The sequence below is a fragment of the Pantoea sp. BJ2 genome, from assembly GCF_040255075.1.
Lineage (GTDB): Bacteria > Pseudomonadota > Gammaproteobacteria > Enterobacterales > Enterobacteriaceae > Pantoea > Pantoea leporis.
In genome coordinates, this window is record NZ_CP158293.1 from 266,168 (window position 1) to 281,506 (window position 15,339).

Consider the following 15,339-nt stretch of genomic DNA (forward strand, 5'->3'; position numbering starts at 1 on the left):
CCCATAATACCTCTCCAGGATTCATTTATTTTTTTAACACTTAAGGGAGAGATACGATGGTCAACGACTATTTCACACAGCCACCGATTGGCGTCACGGTTGAGCAGCATAAACGCACCGTTGCGGTTGCGGCGGCATTAGCGGTGGCAAAAGAGTCAGTTAGCGCCTCAACCTCTGCCAGCGGATCAAAGGCATCGTGGGATTTGCAGGCGGTTGCCAATGAGATCGCAAATCTGGCCGATGCCATTCAGGATGCGCTGGAGCCGGTCGAAACGCTTTAAGCGAGCAACTGGGTTAACTGCGCCAGATGCGCGCTGTTAGCCAACTCGCTGCTGTTCAGCAGTTGTTGCTGACGTAGCGGGGACTCCTGCTGCAGTGCCGCGCGCAGCTTGCCTGCGACATCAACCGCATCGGCCAGCGATTGCTGACGAGTGCGGTGATGCTGCATCTGCAAGCCGTCGCGTAGCGTAATCGTCACCAGATGAAAACGCAGCGCCGGGTTAATCGCATCCGGTGGCGCACCTTCATCTGGCGTACGACGCACCTTTGCTGCCAGCGGCATCACCTCTTGATTCAACTCGCCTTCGGCAAAATCCTGCAAACGCAAATCGCCATACATCAGCATCGCGGCGATCACATATTCCAGACTGAAACGCGCTTCGATGCCGTTGGTTGGCACGCGCACCGATGCCGCAATATCACCGCCCGGCGGAAACACCACGCTAATTTCGCTAATGTTTTCCAGCAAACTTTCCAGTGATTTACCGCTCGCCAGCCATTGATTGCGCAAGATGCGCGTGGCTTCGGCGGCGCTGTGCGTACCGGCGCAGGTGGGGAAGGGTTTGAATTCCAACCCAGGTGCGACGATGCGCCACGGCTGCGCCCAATGCTCAATCAGTTTTTCCGGCTGCGCCTGGCCATTGCTGGTGGCGGAGATGAAAGCGTCAATTACGCCGTCCTGCTTGCCATCAAAGCCTGCCAGCGTCAGCTGTGCGGCGCTCACCGCGCGTTCAGCTGCAAACCCGGCATGCAGCGGCTTTACCGCCGAACCAAACTGCGCGCGTAAGCCGCTGGCCTGCGTGGTGGCGATGCCGAGCAGCATCGCGGTGGCAGCCACATCTAACGCCAGCAAACGCGCCAGCGCGGCGGCAGCGGCAACTGTGCCAAGCGTCGCGGTATTGTGATGACCTAAGGCGTAATGCTGCTGGCTGACGGCGAGGCCTAAACGTCCGGCAACCTCCACGCCGACCGCATAGGCATCAAGAAACTGATCCAGCTCAGAGGGCTGCAACTGCTGCCAGGCAAAGAGCGCAGGCAGAATCACCACGCTGGGATGCCCGCGAAAATCCGCATGGAAATCATCGTAATCCAGCGCGTGGCTGGCATACCCGAGCAGCAGCGCGTTGGATCGCGCGCTGCCGTCGCCATATACGCTGCGCAGCGCCGGTAATCCGCTGTCTGGCACCTGACCTTGCAGTACCGGCCAGCTGACGGCGAGGAAATCACGCACCCCTTCGCGCGCCGCATTACGTGCGGCGGCGTCCGGTTGGCTGTGAACAATGCGCTCAGCCAGCGCGGCAGTGAGGCTCATCAGCTCACGCTCTTCAGCGCTGCGACCGCCAGATTGGCGAGATAGCGCGACGTCGGCAACAGCACATCATCATTGATGCGAAACGCCGGATGGTGCAGCGCGTAAGGCTCGCCGGTGCCAATCATCATAAACGCGCCCGGCAGCTGTTGCTGATAGAACGCGAAGTCTTCGCCGATTGGGCTGGCTTCCACCACGCGCGCCTCAAAGCCGCTGGCGCTGGCCTGCTGCAAGGCAAAATCCGCCCAATGCGCATCATTTACCACCGATGGCGGACCCGCGTGCCAGTTGAATTTCACCTCGGCGGCGAAAGCGGCGCCGATACCTTGCACGATTTCACGGAAGCGCTGCTCCAGACGTTCGCGCGTTTCCTGCGAGAAGGAGCGCACCGTGCCTTCCAGCCAGGCGCTATCAGGAATCACGTTCCAGGTGCTGCCGCTGTGAATCTGGGTAATCGAGACCACCGCGTTATCGCCGGATGGGGCATTGCGGCTAATCAACGTTTGTGCGGCCGAGACAATTTGCGCGGCAATCACAATCGGATCGTTACCCTGATGCGGTTTGGCGGCGTGGCTACCCATGCCGGTGATGCTGATATCAAAGCGATCGACCGCTGCGGTGAGCGGACCGGCTTTGCTGCCAATCACGCCTGGCGGCAGCGACGGATCGTTGTGGATGCCGAAGATTGCCACCGCATCATCAAGCGCGCCGGTCGCGATCACATCGGGCGCGCCCTGGCCGGTCTCTTCAGCGGCCTGGAACAGAATACGCACGCGACCTAGCAGCGTATCTTCCTGCTGTTTGAGCAGAATCGCTGCCCCCAGCGCCGCCGAACTGTGAAAGTCGTGGCCGCAGGCGTGCATCACGCCGGGACGTTCAGATCGGAAGCTCACATCTGACTGCTCTTCAATCGGCAGCGCGTCAATGTCGGAGCGTAACACCATCAATGGGCCACTTTCCGTCCCAATTTCCGCCACTAAACCGGTTTTGAGCGGTAAATCCAGCACGCGAATCTGGTGTTGCTCTAATTGCTGACGAATTCGTGCGGTGGTTTCAAACTCTTGATTGGAGAGCTCGGGAAAACGGTGCAGTTCATGACGGAAAGCGATCAGCTGTTCGCCTAAGGTATCGAGAGATTGGCTCATGCTTTTACTCCTTGTTGTGCCGCCTGGCGTGTTAACCACGCATCGTGGGCGCTTTCATCCAGTACTTTCTTCATATATTGCGTGATATGCCCCTTGCCGAGATCGGTGGTGTGCATCAGCTGGAAACCGCGCTTTTTGTACATCTCGATCAGCCACGGATGGCTAGTGGCGGTGCCGAGCGACACCGCAGGCGCGCGTAACTGGCCCAGCAAGATCTCCTGCTCGAGACGATCCTGCACCTGACGACCAAATTGCTGGCCGGGATAATCGGGATGCGCGCCAAACCAGCCGATATGCGGCAGGCCAAACGGGCCGGGCAGCGGTCCCCACGGATAGCGTACGGTAACGGATGAGACCATCACATCATCGGCATACAGCGCATAAACACCGTGGCTCTGCAGATGACGCAGTGTCTTGGCAAGGTCGGCGGTGGCGGCATCAAATTTAATGCCGAGCGCCAGCGTGGGTGCATACGCGGCATGCATCAGCGCCTGATAGGTTTCCACCTCGTCTTCTCTGACCTGACGAAATTCAAGTGACATAGACATCCCCGGGAAAAAACCGCCATCAGGCGGAGAATCAAAAAACAGGCACCTTCCATAGCGGCGCGATTCATCGCGCAATAAATTGCACCGCTACGCAAGGTGCTCGTCTGTTATAAGGGTTCAGATTACCAGCAAAGCCATTCCCCGCTATATGTGAAAAATAACTAAGCTAATGCGAATTTGTGAAAATGAAATCGCCCCTTTTGCATTGCTTAAATCGTTATTTACCGTAGTATGCAGAAAATACATAGCGCTATAACTATTCTGTATTAACCCTCTGAATTATCTTAATTTAATCCGTTATAGCCTTATTCTTAATCAGGGTGACGCCGTGTTAGCGATCAAATCTCCGCGTGCATATGCACATGAATCCGGTTTGCGTGCGCGCGCCGGTGAATTTATCAAACCTTACGCTTCCCACATTCGCGTCTTTACTTCCCCCCGCGCCTGGCAGGCCGTTAATCCGGAATTAACCCAGAGCCTTGAAGCCAATAATATTCGCTGGGAAATAGAGTATCTGACCGGTGAATGCACCGATGCCGCGATTGAAACCCTGAAGCACAATGTCGAGCAGCAGGGCGCTGAACTGCTGTTTGCGATTGGCGGCGGGCGCGTGCTGGATGCGGCAAAAGCGGTGGGTAGCCAGCTGCCCGATCTCAAGGTGATCAACTTCGCGACGGTTGCCGCGACTTGCGCTGCCTGGTCGCCGGTGGCGATTGTTTACAACGAGCAGGGCGGCCATGTGCGCAGCCAGCCGCTGGGCAAAATGCCGGATTTGGTACTGGTCGATAGCGAGATTATCGCGCGCAGCGACGTGCGTTACCTGAAGGCCGGCATCGTTGATGCGCTGGCAAAATATTATGAGTTCTATCCGTATCAGCGTAACAATCCCAACGATCTGGCGCTGGATCTTAAAGTGATGACCGCCAAACGCGCGCTGGATCTTTATCGCGAGCTGGGCCCGGCGGCGGTAGCCGCTAACCAGCAACAGCAGGTCACGCCGGAGCTGGTGAAAATCATCGATGCCAATATCGTGTTGGCCGGATTAGCCAACAGCGTGCGCGATGTGCTGCCGACGCCAGGTTTTGCTCACGCCATTCACAATCGTCTGACGCATCAGCCGGAACTGCATCAATGGCTGCACGGTGAAAAAGTGGGTTACAGCCTGCTGGTGCAATCGCTGATTGAGCATGACGGCGTGCCGGATGCCGATCTGCTGACGCTGCTGCGTGCGTACGACATGCCGCTGACCTTAGCGCCGTTAACCGGTGACCGCGCGGCGACGATTCGCACCATCGCAGAACAGATTAAATTTCCGGCGGCCAGCGCCGAACGTCTGCCATTCCGCATCTCTGCCGATGCGCTGGAACAGGCGCTGCTGGCGACCGAGAACACGTTTTAAATCGCACCACTTTTTATTGACCAGGACAAATTAATGGCTAACTCAAAACAACAACGCCGCATCCGTTTAGGCCTTTTCGTGCAGCCGGTAGGACAACACGTCAGCGGCTGGCGTCTGACGGAAAAGCTCGGCGATCCAACTGACATCGACTGGCTGATCACCATCGCCAAAAAAGCCGAAGCCGGTAAATTCGATCTCTTCTTCGTAGGCGATGCGCTGGCCACCAGCATGTATCGTCTGCCCTCGACCATGGCGCGCCTTGAGCCGCTGACCATGCTGTCGGCGCTGGCGGTGAATACCAAACGCATCGGTCTGGCGGCAACGGCGTCCACCACCTTTAGCGATCCGTTCACCATGGCGCGCAGCTTCTCTTCGCTGGATCACATCAGCCGTGGTCGCGCGGCATGGAACGTGGTGACCTCGTTCTCTACCGATGTAGCGCGTAACTTTAGCCGCAACGATATGCCAAACCATGCCGAGCGTTATGCGCGTGCGCGCGAATTCCTCGAAGTGGCTGACAAGCTGTGGGCCGGTTGGGAAGAGGGCGCGGTGCAGCCGAACAAAGAGACCGGTGCGTACTTTGTTGATGAAAAAATCCAGCCGATTAACCATGAAGGCGAGCACTTCCAGGTGCAGGGTCCGCTGAATATCACCCGTTCGCCGCAGGGTCGTCCAGTGATCATCGAAGCCGGTTCCTCCGCCGATGGTCAGAAACTGGCGGCGGAAACCGCGGAAGTGATCTTCACCGCGGCTGCCAGCCTCGAAGAAGCACAAACCTTCTACCGTTCGCAGAAAGATCAGGTCATTGCCGCTGGTCGTAATCCGGATCATGTGGTGATTATGCCGGGCGTGATGCCGATTGTGGGCCGCACGCGTGAAGAGGCCAAAGCACTGTGGAAAGAGCTCAACACGCTGGTGGACATCGAAAACGGTCTGCGTCAGCTGTCGCTGCGTTTCAGCATGGATCTCAGCCAGTTCCCGCTGGATGGTCCGGTGCCAGAAGTGCCTCTGGGCGAGGGCAACCAGAGCCGCGTTAAACTGATGACCGATATGGCGAAGCGCGAAAATCTGACGCTGCGCGAGCTGGCGGCGGTGGCTGCTGGTTCACGCGGACATCGCGTGATTGTCGGTACCGCCGAAGATATCGCTGACGATTTCGAGCTGTGGATGAACGAGGGCGGCGCGGATGGTTTCAATATCATGCCGGCGATCATGTCCGAGCAGCTGGATCTGTTTGTTGAGCTGGTGATCCCTGAACTGCGCCGTCGCGGCCTGTTCCGTGACGATTACGAGTTCGCCACGCTGCGTGAAAACCTCGGCTTGCCGGTGGTCTAACCCATTCAGGAGCTCAACATGGTCACCTTATCAAAGCGTGTGCAGTCCGTGTCGCTCTCTGCTAATGCGGCGGCGCGTCAACTGACGCGCCAGCTGAAAGAGCAGGGCGTGGATATTCTCGATCTCACCACCGGTGAGCCAGATTTTGATACGCCCGCGCATATTCGCCAGGCGGCGGTGGCGGCAATGGAAGCCGGTGAAACGCGCTACACGCCGACCAACGGCACCACGCCGCTGCGCAAAGCGGTGCTGGCTAAGCTGAAAAATGAAAATCAGCTCGATTATGAGCTGGCGCAAATTTGCATCGCCAACGGTGCCAAGCAGATTATCTTCAACGCCTTTGCCGCCACGCTGAATGAAGGCGATGAGGTGATTGTGCCAGTGCCGTACTGGCCGACGTTTCCGGATAGCGTGCGTTTCAACGGCGGCGAAGCGGTGCTGCTGGCGTGTCCGCTGGAGCAGGAATACAAGTTGCAGCCGCAACAGCTGGCGCAGGCGATCACTGCTAAAACCCGCTGGCTGGTGCTGAACAATCCCGGCAATCCTTCTGGCATGGTGTACAGCGCAGATGAGCTGACCGCGCTGGCGACGGTGCTGCGCGATCATCCTGATGTGCTGATCATGCTGGATGAACTCTACGAGCATATTCTGTTTGATGGCCGTGAACATATTAGCCTGCTGCACGTTGCGCCGGATTTAGCCGACCGTATTCTGCTGGTGGGCGGCGTGTCGAAAACCTACGCCATGACCGGCTGGCGCATCGGTTTCGGTGCCGGGCCTAAAGCGTTGATCGACGCGATGGTGGTGGTGCAGTCGCAAAACAGCTCCGGCGCCAGCGCGATCAGCCAGGCTGCGGCGGTGGCGGCGTATAACGGTGGACTCGACTTCCTGCCGCCGCAACGCACGGCTTATCAGGATCGCCGCGATGCGATTATGGCGCTGTTAAAGCCGGTGCAGGAAATTGACGTGCTTAATCCTGATGGCGCGTTCTTTATTTTCTGTCGCTGCGCCGGTTTATTAGGCAAAACGCGTCCCGATGGTCAGAAGATCGAAAGCGAGCAGGATGTGATGAATTATCTGCTGGAAAGCGGTGTCTCTGGCGTGGCGGGCAGCGCGTACGGATTATCACCTTATTTCCGTTTGTCGATTGCCACCGACATTGAAACGGTGCGTGAAGCGGGCCGCAGAATTGCGCAGGCCTGTGCGGTTCTGAAATAAGCTTATTAGTAAAAGACGTCAGATATTTCCGGGGGATTATCTGACTTAACGGCAAGTATGATGCGCAATCCGGTATCGCTTGCCAGGATTATGTTTACGACGTTTTAAAAGCGTATATCAAACAGATTAACGCGCAGAAGTAATAACGAAAAAACGCAGCACTTACGCTGCGTTTTTACTGTTCATGCGCTGCACAGCAAGTCACCGATTAAATCAGGAAATCATCCATTGATCCGCCCGCTTCCAGTGCGGCTTTAATCGGTGATGGCGTACGGCCCTGGCCGGTCCACAATTTCTCGTTCCCCTGTTCGTCGATGAATTTATACTTCGCGGGGCGCGGAGCACGTTTCGACTTGGGTTTGCTTTGCTGGGTAGTTAATTGCGCCAGGTCACTAATATCAATGCCATCTTTCAACAACATCTCTTTATACAGCGCCAGCTTTTCTTCTTTTTCGCGCTGAGCTGCAGTTTCTGCTTCCGCTTCTTCACGGCGCTCTGCGACGACCACGGCGAATTTTTCCAGCATCTCTTCTAATGCTGCGACGTCAATATTACGCGCCTCGGCACGCAGCGTACGAAGATTGTTCAATGCTTTAAGTGCATCGCTCATGTATTAATCCTTATTACTTATTTGACTGGTATAAAGGGAGGCATTCTACGAGATTTTTTGCCAAAGTAAAATAATCAAACGTGGGCAGAATTGTCTGTAAAATATCCGGGTGATCAGAGATTCCTTTATATTCCGTGACGCTTTATCGAGCTATTTGGCTTATTCATGTGACGCGGGAGAGTAAGGAGAATAATAGTGGGTGATTTAATATGCGTGTGTATGCGGTGCGTGTGAAGGTCGCCATAAATGGTTACTGTACACATAAGAATCTGTTCAATTTCACATAGTTGCCGAAAGCCACGCCATGAACCTTCCTGAAAATAACGTAAGTCAACTATTACTCGTTGAAGAATAAGGCTTTTCACCAAGTGTAAAAGTGTCAGTAAACTGGTAACAATTTCTTGCATTGGAAATCTTAATGCGTATATTTCTCATTTGCTTTCTTAACGGCTTCCTTACTGTCGTTCCTCTTTCCGACGTCAGCAGCGGTGCCGCAAAAAAATAACGATAAGTTGATTGAGGAATCGTATGTCTTTTAGTGATTTGCGCGTCAGGAAACCCGGCAGTGCGCCTCAGCGTGCGTTACGTCTCTCTTTACTGGCTGTGATGGTTGCGTCGGGTATCGCGCAGGCAGCAGAGACCACCAACACCGAACAGACGCTGAACGTGGATGCCAGCGCCAACGCCGATCAGCAACAGCAGGCGGCACAGGATTACAGCGTACCGGTGACGCGTGCCGGTACCAAAATGGCGCTCACCGCGCGCGATATTCCGCAATCGGTTTCAATCGTCAGCAAGCAGCGTATGCAAGACCAACAGCTGCAATCGCTGAACGATGTGCTGAAGAACACCACCGGTATCCACGGCGTCTCTTCCGATATGGACCGCACCAACTACTATTCGCGCGGTTTCCTGATCGACAACTATATGGTCGACGGTATTCCAACTGCCTTCGCCTCACGCTGGAACCTTGGCGACGCGCAGAGCGACATGGCGCTGTATGAGCGCGTCGAACTGGTGCGCGGTGCCACCGGCTTGCTGACTGGCCCAGGTAATCCTTCCGCCTCCATCAACATGGTGCGTAAGCACGCCGATAGCAAAGAGTTTACCGGTGATGTTTCCGCCAGCTACGGCAGCTGGAACAAGCAGCGTTACGTTGCCGATCTCTCTGCACCGCTGTCGCCTGAAGGGAACGTGCGTGGTCGTCTGGTTGCGGGCTATGAAGACAAAAACAGCTTTGTCGAACGCTACGGCGCAGACAAAAAGTTCGTTTATGGCGTGGTTGACGCTGATCTGACCGACTCCACCAAATTGTCGGTTGGTTACGAATTTACCCAGGTAAACACCGATTCTCCAATGTGGGGCGGCACACCGCGCTGGTATACCGACGGCTCACAAACGAAGTTGCGTCGTGGTTACAACACCGCGCCAGACTGGGCTTACAACAACAAAGAAAACAAAAAGGTCTTTGTTAACCTGCAGCAAAACTTCGATAACGGCTGGAACATCACGCTTAACGGCACGCACAACGAAATGTTCCTCGACAGCAAACAGCTGTATATCGATGGCTTCTTTGATAAAACCACCGGCGCGGGCTCTTCCTCTTACGCCGGCTATCCGGTTATCGGCGGCACCGGCTATAACACCGGCAAACGTAAAGTGGATGCGGTGGATGCCTTCGCCAGCGGCCCATACGAATTGTTGGGACGTCAGCATGAGCTGATGATTGGCGTTAACTACAGTCGTCAGGACAACAAGTACTACAGCTCGTGGGAGAACATCTCATCAGCAGAGCTGGGTAACTTCAATAACTACAACGGCGATTTCCCGGAATCTAACTGGGATCCGCGCGAACCGGCTTCAGATACACAGCTGGTACGTCAGAAATCTGCTTATCTGGCAACCCGCATCTCGCTGGCCGATCCGCTGCATGTGATTCTCGGCGCGCGCTACACCAACTGGAATCGTCAGACGCTGAGCGAAGAGATGGAGAAGAACAACATCACGCCGTACGGTGGTGTGATTTGGGACTTCTACGACAACTGGTCAGCGTATGCCAGCTACACCTCGGTATTCCAGCCACAGGATTATCAGGATGCCTCGGGCGGATTCCTGGCGCCGGTGATTGGCAAAAACTACGAAGCGGGCGTGAAATCAGACTGGTTTAACAGCCGCCTGACTACCTCGATCTCCATATTCCGCACCGAGCTGGATAATGTTGGCGAAGCGACCGGCGAAACCAACCCGGAAACGGGCAATGCCATCTATGTGGGTAAAAGTGGCGTAGTGAGCCGTGGCGTGGAGTTTGAAGTCAACGGCGCGGTAACCGATAACTGGCAGATGACCTTCGGCGGTACCAGTTTTGTGGCGGAAGATCGCGAAGGCGAGAATTACAATTCTCAACTGCCACGCACCTCATTCAACCTCTTCACCAGCTATCGCTTGCCGATGCTGGATCAGTTGACCTTGGGTGGTGGCGTGACCTGGCAGTCGAAAACCTACGGCGACATTGGCGGTCCAGACGGCGAAGGCACCTGGCGCGCACGTCAGGGCAGCTACTCGGTGGTGGATCTGTTCGCACGCTACGACGTCACCAAAAACGTCTCACTGCAGGCAAACATCAACAACCTGTTCGACAAAGAGTACGACACCAACGTCAGCAACGGCGGTATCGTGTACGGCGATCCGCGTAATTTCTCCGTCTCGGCGACGTATCGTTTTTAATCAAAATTTAGGGTGCGTGTCATGCGCACCCAATAATAAACCCGTCAAATCACCTTAAGCAGGCCTTTTATAGCAACTCGTATTTCTTCTGATTACCCTCCAGACCAATAAATTCCAGCGTCATGATGTACTCCTCTCAGCATAAAGGGCGGATTTGCCCACGGAAGTGAAAATGGCGTCGTCCTGCGGCGTATGTATGCGGCCGCAAAGCACGTTACGCAGGTGACGTTGTAACGGATGGTGGCGCGTCAGCGCGTGGTTGCCAATGCTTTCCACCATCAGCTGCACGCTGCGAATGGCATTTTCAGTCACCACCTGTTTGATTTGCGCGGCATGTCCGCTGGCGATGTGGCCGTGGGCGGCGCTGCTTAGCATCGTTTGACTGGTAAACAGCAGCGTATCGATGCGGCCAACCAGCTCCTGAAAGCGCGGCAATGATGCCAACGGTGCGCCAAGATTGGCCGGCACGCGCTGCTGCAAAAAGCCGATAAACCAGTCGCGTGCGCTGTGCGCAATGGCGTCGTACAGCGAACCGAGCAGCACCGCCATCCACACGGATTCTTCTTCGTTGAGGCCCGCTCGCGGCGTGCTCCACGGCGCGACGTTGACCGCGTGATCAAGCGGGATCAGCACCTCGTCCAGCACCACGCGATGGCTACAGGTGCCGCGCATGCCGAGGTGATCCCACTCATCGATAATGTGGATGCCGGGCGCATTGGCCGGCACCAGATAGCCGCCGACCAGCGGATCGGCATCGTCGCTGCTGGCCCACACCAGAAACCAGCTCAGCCCATAGCTGCCGGTGGAGTAAATCTTCTCACCGCTGATACGCCAGCCTTCAGCGGTGCGGCGTGCGCGGGTGGCGGGCAATCCGCCGCGCGCGGGCGTGCCTAATTCGGGTTCGACACGTAATGCGTTAATCAGCGCACCGTCGCGAATCACGCTCTCCGCCACCCTGCGGCGCACCGCGTCTGGCCAGTTTGAACTGTCGTCGAGGCGACGCGTGTTGAGATACTGCATGATGAGGATCAGCGCCGCAGAAGGTTCGCCGCGCGCCACGGCCTGGATAATCGCCTGGCTTGCCAGCAGATCGCCGCCGCTGCCGCCCGACGCCGTCGGCAATACAAAATGCAGCAAGCCATGCTGCTGCAACACGCTAAAAGCGGTTTTGGGAAATTCGCCGCTGCGATCAACCTCTTCAGCGTCTTTTTCTAAGGCCTGAATAATCACCGGCAATATTTCAGCCAGAAAGGGCGGGTTATTTGCCATGCGTTATTAATCCCCTTATTAAATCAGGCTTAATTGTTTCCTGTTCTGCCACCGCTGTAAAAGCAATAAACCGGCTATATACATGCGGAATCGGCATAATTCTGCCGCCGGTGGAAGTGTTAATTTGCAATGGCTGTTTCTGCGCAAGCCATTAATTAGGGTCAACACCTTCACCTGCATTTATTTTTGGGAGTCATTTAATGCCAAATAATTATTTAGTTTCCCGTCGGCATTTTCTGGGATATTCCGCCGCCGCGGCGATGGCGGCAACGTTACCGGGCCGCGTGTTTGCCGACGATCATATGGCGGGCATGCAGATGCCCGGCGATTTACTGCAAGATGGCCCCGGAAAATGGGCGCTGGCAAAGCCGACGCATGTGCGTCTGGCGGTGAATCTCAACGCCATCTGCCTTGCGCCGGTAGTGGTGGCCGATCAGCATAACTTCTTTAAAGCGCACAACCTGGAAGTGGAGTTCGTTAACTTCGGCAACTCCACCGAACTGCTGCTGGAATCCATCGCCACCGGCAAAGCCGAAGCCGCGATTGGCATGGCGCTGCGCTGGCTGAAAGCGCTGGAGCAGGGCTTTGACGTCAAACTCACCGCCGGCACGCACGGCGGCTGTATGCGCCTGCTGGCGCGCGATGGCGGGCCGACCACGCTGGAGCAGCTGAAAGGCAAAACCATTGGCGTCACCGACATGGCGGGCGCGGATAAAAACTTCTTCTCGCTGATGCTGAAAAAGCACGGCGTCGATCCCAATACCGATGTCGACTGGCGCGTGTTCCCGCAGGATTTGCTGCCGATGGTGCTGGAGAAGGGCGAGATTCAGGCCGCCAGCGGTTCCGATCCGGTGATGTGGCGCTTAACCCAGAAGCCGGGCTACCGCGAGATTGGCACCAACTTAATGGACGAGTACGCCAGACTGAGTTGCTGTGTGGTGGGCACGCGCGGCAGTTTGATTCGCGAAAAGCCGGAAGTGGCGGCGGCGATCACCCACGCGATTTTGCAGGCGCATGCTTATGCGGCCAAACACCCGGAAGCGATTGGCAGCGAGTTTAACGGCCAGGCGCTCAACACCACGCCGCAGGAGATCGCCAGCGTGCTGAAAACCCATACGCACGGACACTATTCGGTGGGGAACGCGTTTGTGAATGAGATTGACGTGTATGCGCGTGATTTAAAGGCGATCAACGTGTTACGACCGGAAACCGATCCGCTATTGTTTGCTAAGGGGATTACCAGCAACGTGCTGGTTTAAATTGAAATCGCGCCGCTACGAATACATGCAGGATTCTGTAGCGGCTCGATTTATCGCGCATTATTTTCAGGCGATTTTCCTGGAGGTTTGCACGGCGCTCGCCAGCTTCAGCGATTCGGCTGGTACCTGATGCGCGAACAGCTGGGTGGTTAAATAACTGCTGCCGCCATCGGCCAGCAACACCACAATGCGCTTGCCACGGTTCTCCAGTCGCGCTGCAACCTGTTGGGCCGCCCACAACACTGCCCCGGAGGAATCCCCCACCAGCACACCTTCGCTCAGCGCCAGCTGCCGCGCCGCTGTGTACGCCTGCCAGGTTTCCACCGCGATCACTTCATCGTAAACGCGGTGATCGAGATTGGCAGGAATACGCTCAGGCGTCTGGTTGCTGAACGCATGCACGCCGGTAATTTCCAGTGGATCCGGACGCAGTTCGCTCGGCTGTGAACCCACGCCCGGCTCGACGGCGATCACCTGTAATCCCGGATGTTGCTGTTTGAGATAGCGTCCGGTGCCGGAGAGCGTGCCGCCGGTGCCGACGGCGGCGATAAAGATATCCAGCTCGCCGCCGCTGTCGCGCCAGATCTCCGGCCCGGTGGTGCGCTCATGCACCGCCGGATTGGCCGGATTATCCAGCTGCAGCAGGAAGTGCACTTCCGGTTCCGCTGCGGTGACCTGCTCGGCCAGCCATTTGGTGGCGGCGACGAAATCGCCGTTGCTGGCATCGTAAAATGCTTTAAAGCCTTCAATGGTGCTGAACGGCACCACTTCGGCACCGTACGCCTGAATAATCTGGCTGCGTTCGATGCTAACGAAATCATTGATATAGACGCGGAACTTGTAGCCTTTCGCCGCCGCAATCGCCGCTAACCCAATGCCGGTGTTGCCGCTGGTGGTTTCAACCAGCGTATCGCCGGGCTGAATAATGCCGTTGCGTTCGGCGGCTTCAATCATGCTGAGGGCGATGCGATCTTTCACGCTGTGATTGGGATTAAACAGTTCGAGTTTGGCGACCAAATCGGCCTGAATATCGTGTTGCTGTGCGTAGCGAGACAGGCGCAGCAGCGGCGTGTTGCCAATCAGTTCAGTGATAGAAGCAGAAATTTTTGCAGCCATAATCGACCTCATAAATAGATGAGATGAGCCTGAATGATTGCGCGATAAGTCGCGCCGCTACGGATGGGTGCACATACCGGATCGGCGCAATTCATTACGCAATGTATGTCGTTACCATTTCACCGCGCTGCGCTGCCATGACAACAGGCGATCGCGCACCAGGAACAGCAGGGAGATCAGCGAAGAGAACAGCAGCGCCATCACAATCAGCGCGGCGTACATATTGGCGTAAGCCGCCCAGCCTTGCGCCCACTGCAGATACCAGCCGAGCCCGGACTTCACCCCCATCATCTCCGCCGCTACCAGCACCGAGAACGACGCGCCCAAACCCATAAACAGGCCGACAAACAAGTGCGGCAGCGCTGCCGGCACCGCCACGCGCAACACGAGGAACAGCGAATTGGCACCGAGCGTGCGCGCCACATCGTAATAACGCGTATCAACGCTGGAAACGCCCGACCAGGTTAGCACCGTCACCGGGAACCAGGTCGCCAGCGCAATCAGAAATACCGCCGCCGAGAAGCTTGACGGGAAGAAGTAGAGCGACAGCGGCAGCAGCGCGGTAGAAGGCACCGGGCCAAGGAAACGCAGAATCGGATGCACCCAATAACCCAAGCCGCGCGACCAGCCAATCGCTACGCCGGTAATAAAGCCGACCACGCTGCCGTAGATAAAGCCGAAGGCCAGCAGACGCAGCGAATTGAGCACGCTATCCAGCAGGCGCGGCCAGTCGGTGGCATAGGCTTCGACCAGCGCACGCGGCGGGGCGAAAAACGGCGCGGGCAGCAGCGCCAGTTTGCCAGTAACGGTTTCCCACAGGCCAATCAGCAGCGCCAGTACCATCAGCCACGGACCGCTGCGTTTGAGCGGCGCAAGTAAGGTCAGTCGCGGGAACAGACCCGAGGCAATCGCCAGCCCGGTGAGAAGCAGCGCGATGGCGGCAAACAGCTCGTGCGTTTCATTGACAAAGCGCGGGGCGGCAAACCCCTGCGGCTTATCCGGCACCGCCACCATCAGCGCGACCAGCGCCCACCACAGCAGAAGCGCACCCCAAACCGCCGGTTGAAGGCGGCGCGGCACATCACGGTTGCGGGCAATCGTCAGAGTTTCACTGGCCATTCTCGTCTC

Annotated in this window: 13 protein-coding genes; 6 read left to right on the top strand and 7 right to left on the bottom strand. The window is 56.6% G+C overall.

Going from position 1 to position 15,339, the window contains the following annotated elements:
• Positions 1-56: 56 nt before the first annotated feature.
• Positions 57-281, top strand: coding sequence for a hypothetical protein (locus AAF463_RS20715; protein WP_007890034.1), 225 nt, complete (start codon positions 57-59; stop codon positions 279-281).
• Here the strand turns inward: AAF463_RS20715 and AAF463_RS20720 are convergent.
• From AAF463_RS20720 to AAF463_RS20730, 3 genes are read right to left on the bottom strand one after another with little or no spacing between them, the layout of a single operon-like run.
• A complete protein-coding gene (locus AAF463_RS20720) occupies positions 278-1,591 on the bottom strand; it encodes an MmgE/PrpD family protein (RefSeq protein WP_350262366.1) in 1,314 nt (437 codons plus the stop codon). The two genes, AAF463_RS20715 and AAF463_RS20720, sit on opposite strands and share 4 nt — an antisense overlap.
• Positions 1,591-2,733 (bottom strand): amidohydrolase, encoded by a 1,143-nt coding sequence (locus AAF463_RS20725; RefSeq protein WP_350262367.1) that lies wholly within the window; start codon positions 2,731-2,733, stop codon positions 1,591-1,593. The genes AAF463_RS20720 and AAF463_RS20725 overlap by 1 nt, the downstream gene beginning before the upstream one ends.
• Positions 2,730-3,275, bottom strand: a complete 546-nt coding sequence (locus AAF463_RS20730) for a GNAT family N-acetyltransferase (protein ID WP_101761773.1) — start codon at positions 3,273-3,275, stop codon at positions 2,730-2,732. The genes AAF463_RS20725 and AAF463_RS20730 overlap by 4 nt, the downstream gene beginning before the upstream one ends.
• A 334-nt stretch (positions 3,276-3,609) precedes the next feature.
• Between AAF463_RS20730 and AAF463_RS20735 the strand changes: the two genes are divergently transcribed.
• From AAF463_RS20735 to AAF463_RS20745, 3 genes are read left to right on the top strand one after another with little or no spacing between them, the layout of a single operon-like run.
• Positions 3,610-4,680 carry an iron-containing alcohol dehydrogenase family protein gene (locus AAF463_RS20735; RefSeq protein ID WP_350262368.1) on the top strand — a complete coding sequence of 357 codons (1,071 nt, stop codon included), beginning with the start codon at positions 3,610-3,612 and terminating at the stop codon, positions 4,678-4,680.
• A 33-nt stretch (positions 4,681-4,713) separates the two neighbouring features.
• Positions 4,714-6,015 (top strand): LLM class flavin-dependent oxidoreductase, encoded by a 1,302-nt coding sequence (locus AAF463_RS20740; protein ID WP_101761353.1) that lies wholly within the window; start codon positions 4,714-4,716, stop codon positions 6,013-6,015.
• Positions 6,016-6,033: 18 nt separating this feature from the next.
• Entirely contained in the window at positions 6,034-7,233 is a 1,200-nt protein-coding gene (locus tag AAF463_RS20745; RefSeq protein WP_110867202.1) for an aminotransferase class I/II-fold pyridoxal phosphate-dependent enzyme, read from the top strand.
• A gap of 208 nt (positions 7,234-7,441) precedes the next feature.
• On the opposite strand, the gene AAF463_RS20750 is transcribed toward AAF463_RS20745, so the two are convergent.
• Positions 7,442-7,843 (bottom strand): H-NS family nucleoid-associated regulatory protein, encoded by a 402-nt coding sequence (locus tag AAF463_RS20750; protein WP_350262369.1) that lies wholly within the window; start codon positions 7,841-7,843, stop codon positions 7,442-7,444.
• Between the two features lie 528 nt (positions 7,844-8,371).
• Between AAF463_RS20750 and fhuE the strand changes: the two genes are divergently transcribed.
• The gene (gene fhuE, locus AAF463_RS20755) at positions 8,372-10,567 is read left to right on the top strand and encodes a ferric-rhodotorulic acid/ferric-coprogen receptor FhuE (RefSeq protein ID WP_350262370.1); all 2,196 of its coding nucleotides are present in this window, start codon (positions 8,372-8,374) and stop codon (positions 10,565-10,567) included.
• A gap of 120 nt (positions 10,568-10,687) precedes the next feature.
• On the opposite strand, the gene AAF463_RS20760 is transcribed toward fhuE, so the two are convergent.
• Positions 10,688-11,836 (bottom strand): acyl-CoA dehydrogenase family protein, encoded by a 1,149-nt coding sequence (locus AAF463_RS20760; RefSeq protein ID WP_350262371.1) that lies wholly within the window; start codon positions 11,834-11,836, stop codon positions 10,688-10,690.
• A 200-nt stretch (positions 11,837-12,036) separates the two neighbouring features.
• Between AAF463_RS20760 and AAF463_RS20765 the strand changes: the two genes are divergently transcribed.
• On the top strand, positions 12,037-13,095 hold the full coding sequence (locus AAF463_RS20765) for an ABC transporter substrate-binding protein (protein WP_350262372.1): 1,059 nt from the start codon (positions 12,037-12,039) through the stop codon (positions 13,093-13,095).
• A gap of 66 nt (positions 13,096-13,161) precedes the next feature.
• Here AAF463_RS20765 and AAF463_RS20770 read toward each other — a convergent pair whose 3' ends face one another.
• Complete coding sequence (locus AAF463_RS20770; protein WP_222212559.1) at positions 13,162-14,211, bottom strand: pyridoxal-phosphate dependent enzyme; 1,050 nt, start codon at positions 14,209-14,211, stop codon at positions 13,162-13,164.
• Between the two features lie 111 nt (positions 14,212-14,322).
• The gene (locus AAF463_RS20775) at positions 14,323-15,330 is read right to left on the bottom strand and encodes an ABC transporter permease subunit (protein WP_277975292.1); all 1,008 of its coding nucleotides are present in this window, start codon (positions 15,328-15,330) and stop codon (positions 14,323-14,325) included.
• Between the last annotated feature and the right edge of the window lie 9 nt (positions 15,331-15,339).

Excerpts from the sequence above, each read along its gene's own strand:
- AAF463_RS20715 (WP_007890034.1), top strand. The coding sequence starts at position 57 with ATGGTCAACGACTATTTCACACAGCCACCGATTGGCGTCACGGTTGAG.
- AAF463_RS20720 (WP_350262366.1), bottom strand. The coding sequence starts at position 1,591 with ATGAGCCTCACTGCCGCGCTGGCTGAGCGCATTGTTCACAGCCAACCG.
- AAF463_RS20725 (WP_350262367.1), bottom strand. The coding sequence starts at position 2,733 with ATGAGCCAATCTCTCGATACCTTAGGCGAACAGCTGATCGCTTTCCGT.
- AAF463_RS20730 (WP_101761773.1), bottom strand. The coding sequence starts at position 3,275 with ATGTCACTTGAATTTCGTCAGGTCAGAGAAGACGAGGTGGAAACCTAT.
- AAF463_RS20740 (WP_101761353.1), top strand. The coding sequence starts at position 4,714 with ATGGCTAACTCAAAACAACAACGCCGCATCCGTTTAGGCCTTTTCGTG.
- AAF463_RS20745 (WP_110867202.1), top strand. The coding sequence starts at position 6,034 with ATGGTCACCTTATCAAAGCGTGTGCAGTCCGTGTCGCTCTCTGCTAAT.
- AAF463_RS20750 (WP_350262369.1), bottom strand. The coding sequence starts at position 7,843 with ATGAGCGATGCACTTAAAGCATTGAACAATCTTCGTACGCTGCGTGCC.
- fhuE (WP_350262370.1), top strand. The coding sequence starts at position 8,372 with ATGTCTTTTAGTGATTTGCGCGTCAGGAAACCCGGCAGTGCGCCTCAG.
- AAF463_RS20760 (WP_350262371.1), bottom strand. The coding sequence starts at position 11,836 with ATGGCAAATAACCCGCCCTTTCTGGCTGAAATATTGCCGGTGATTATT.
- AAF463_RS20765 (WP_350262372.1), top strand. The coding sequence starts at position 12,037 with ATGCCAAATAATTATTTAGTTTCCCGTCGGCATTTTCTGGGATATTCC.
- AAF463_RS20770 (WP_222212559.1), bottom strand. The coding sequence starts at position 14,211 with ATGGCTGCAAAAATTTCTGCTTCTATCACTGAACTGATTGGCAACACG.
- AAF463_RS20775 (WP_277975292.1), bottom strand. The coding sequence starts at position 15,330 with ATGGCCAGTGAAACTCTGACGATTGCCCGCAACCGTGATGTGCCGCGC.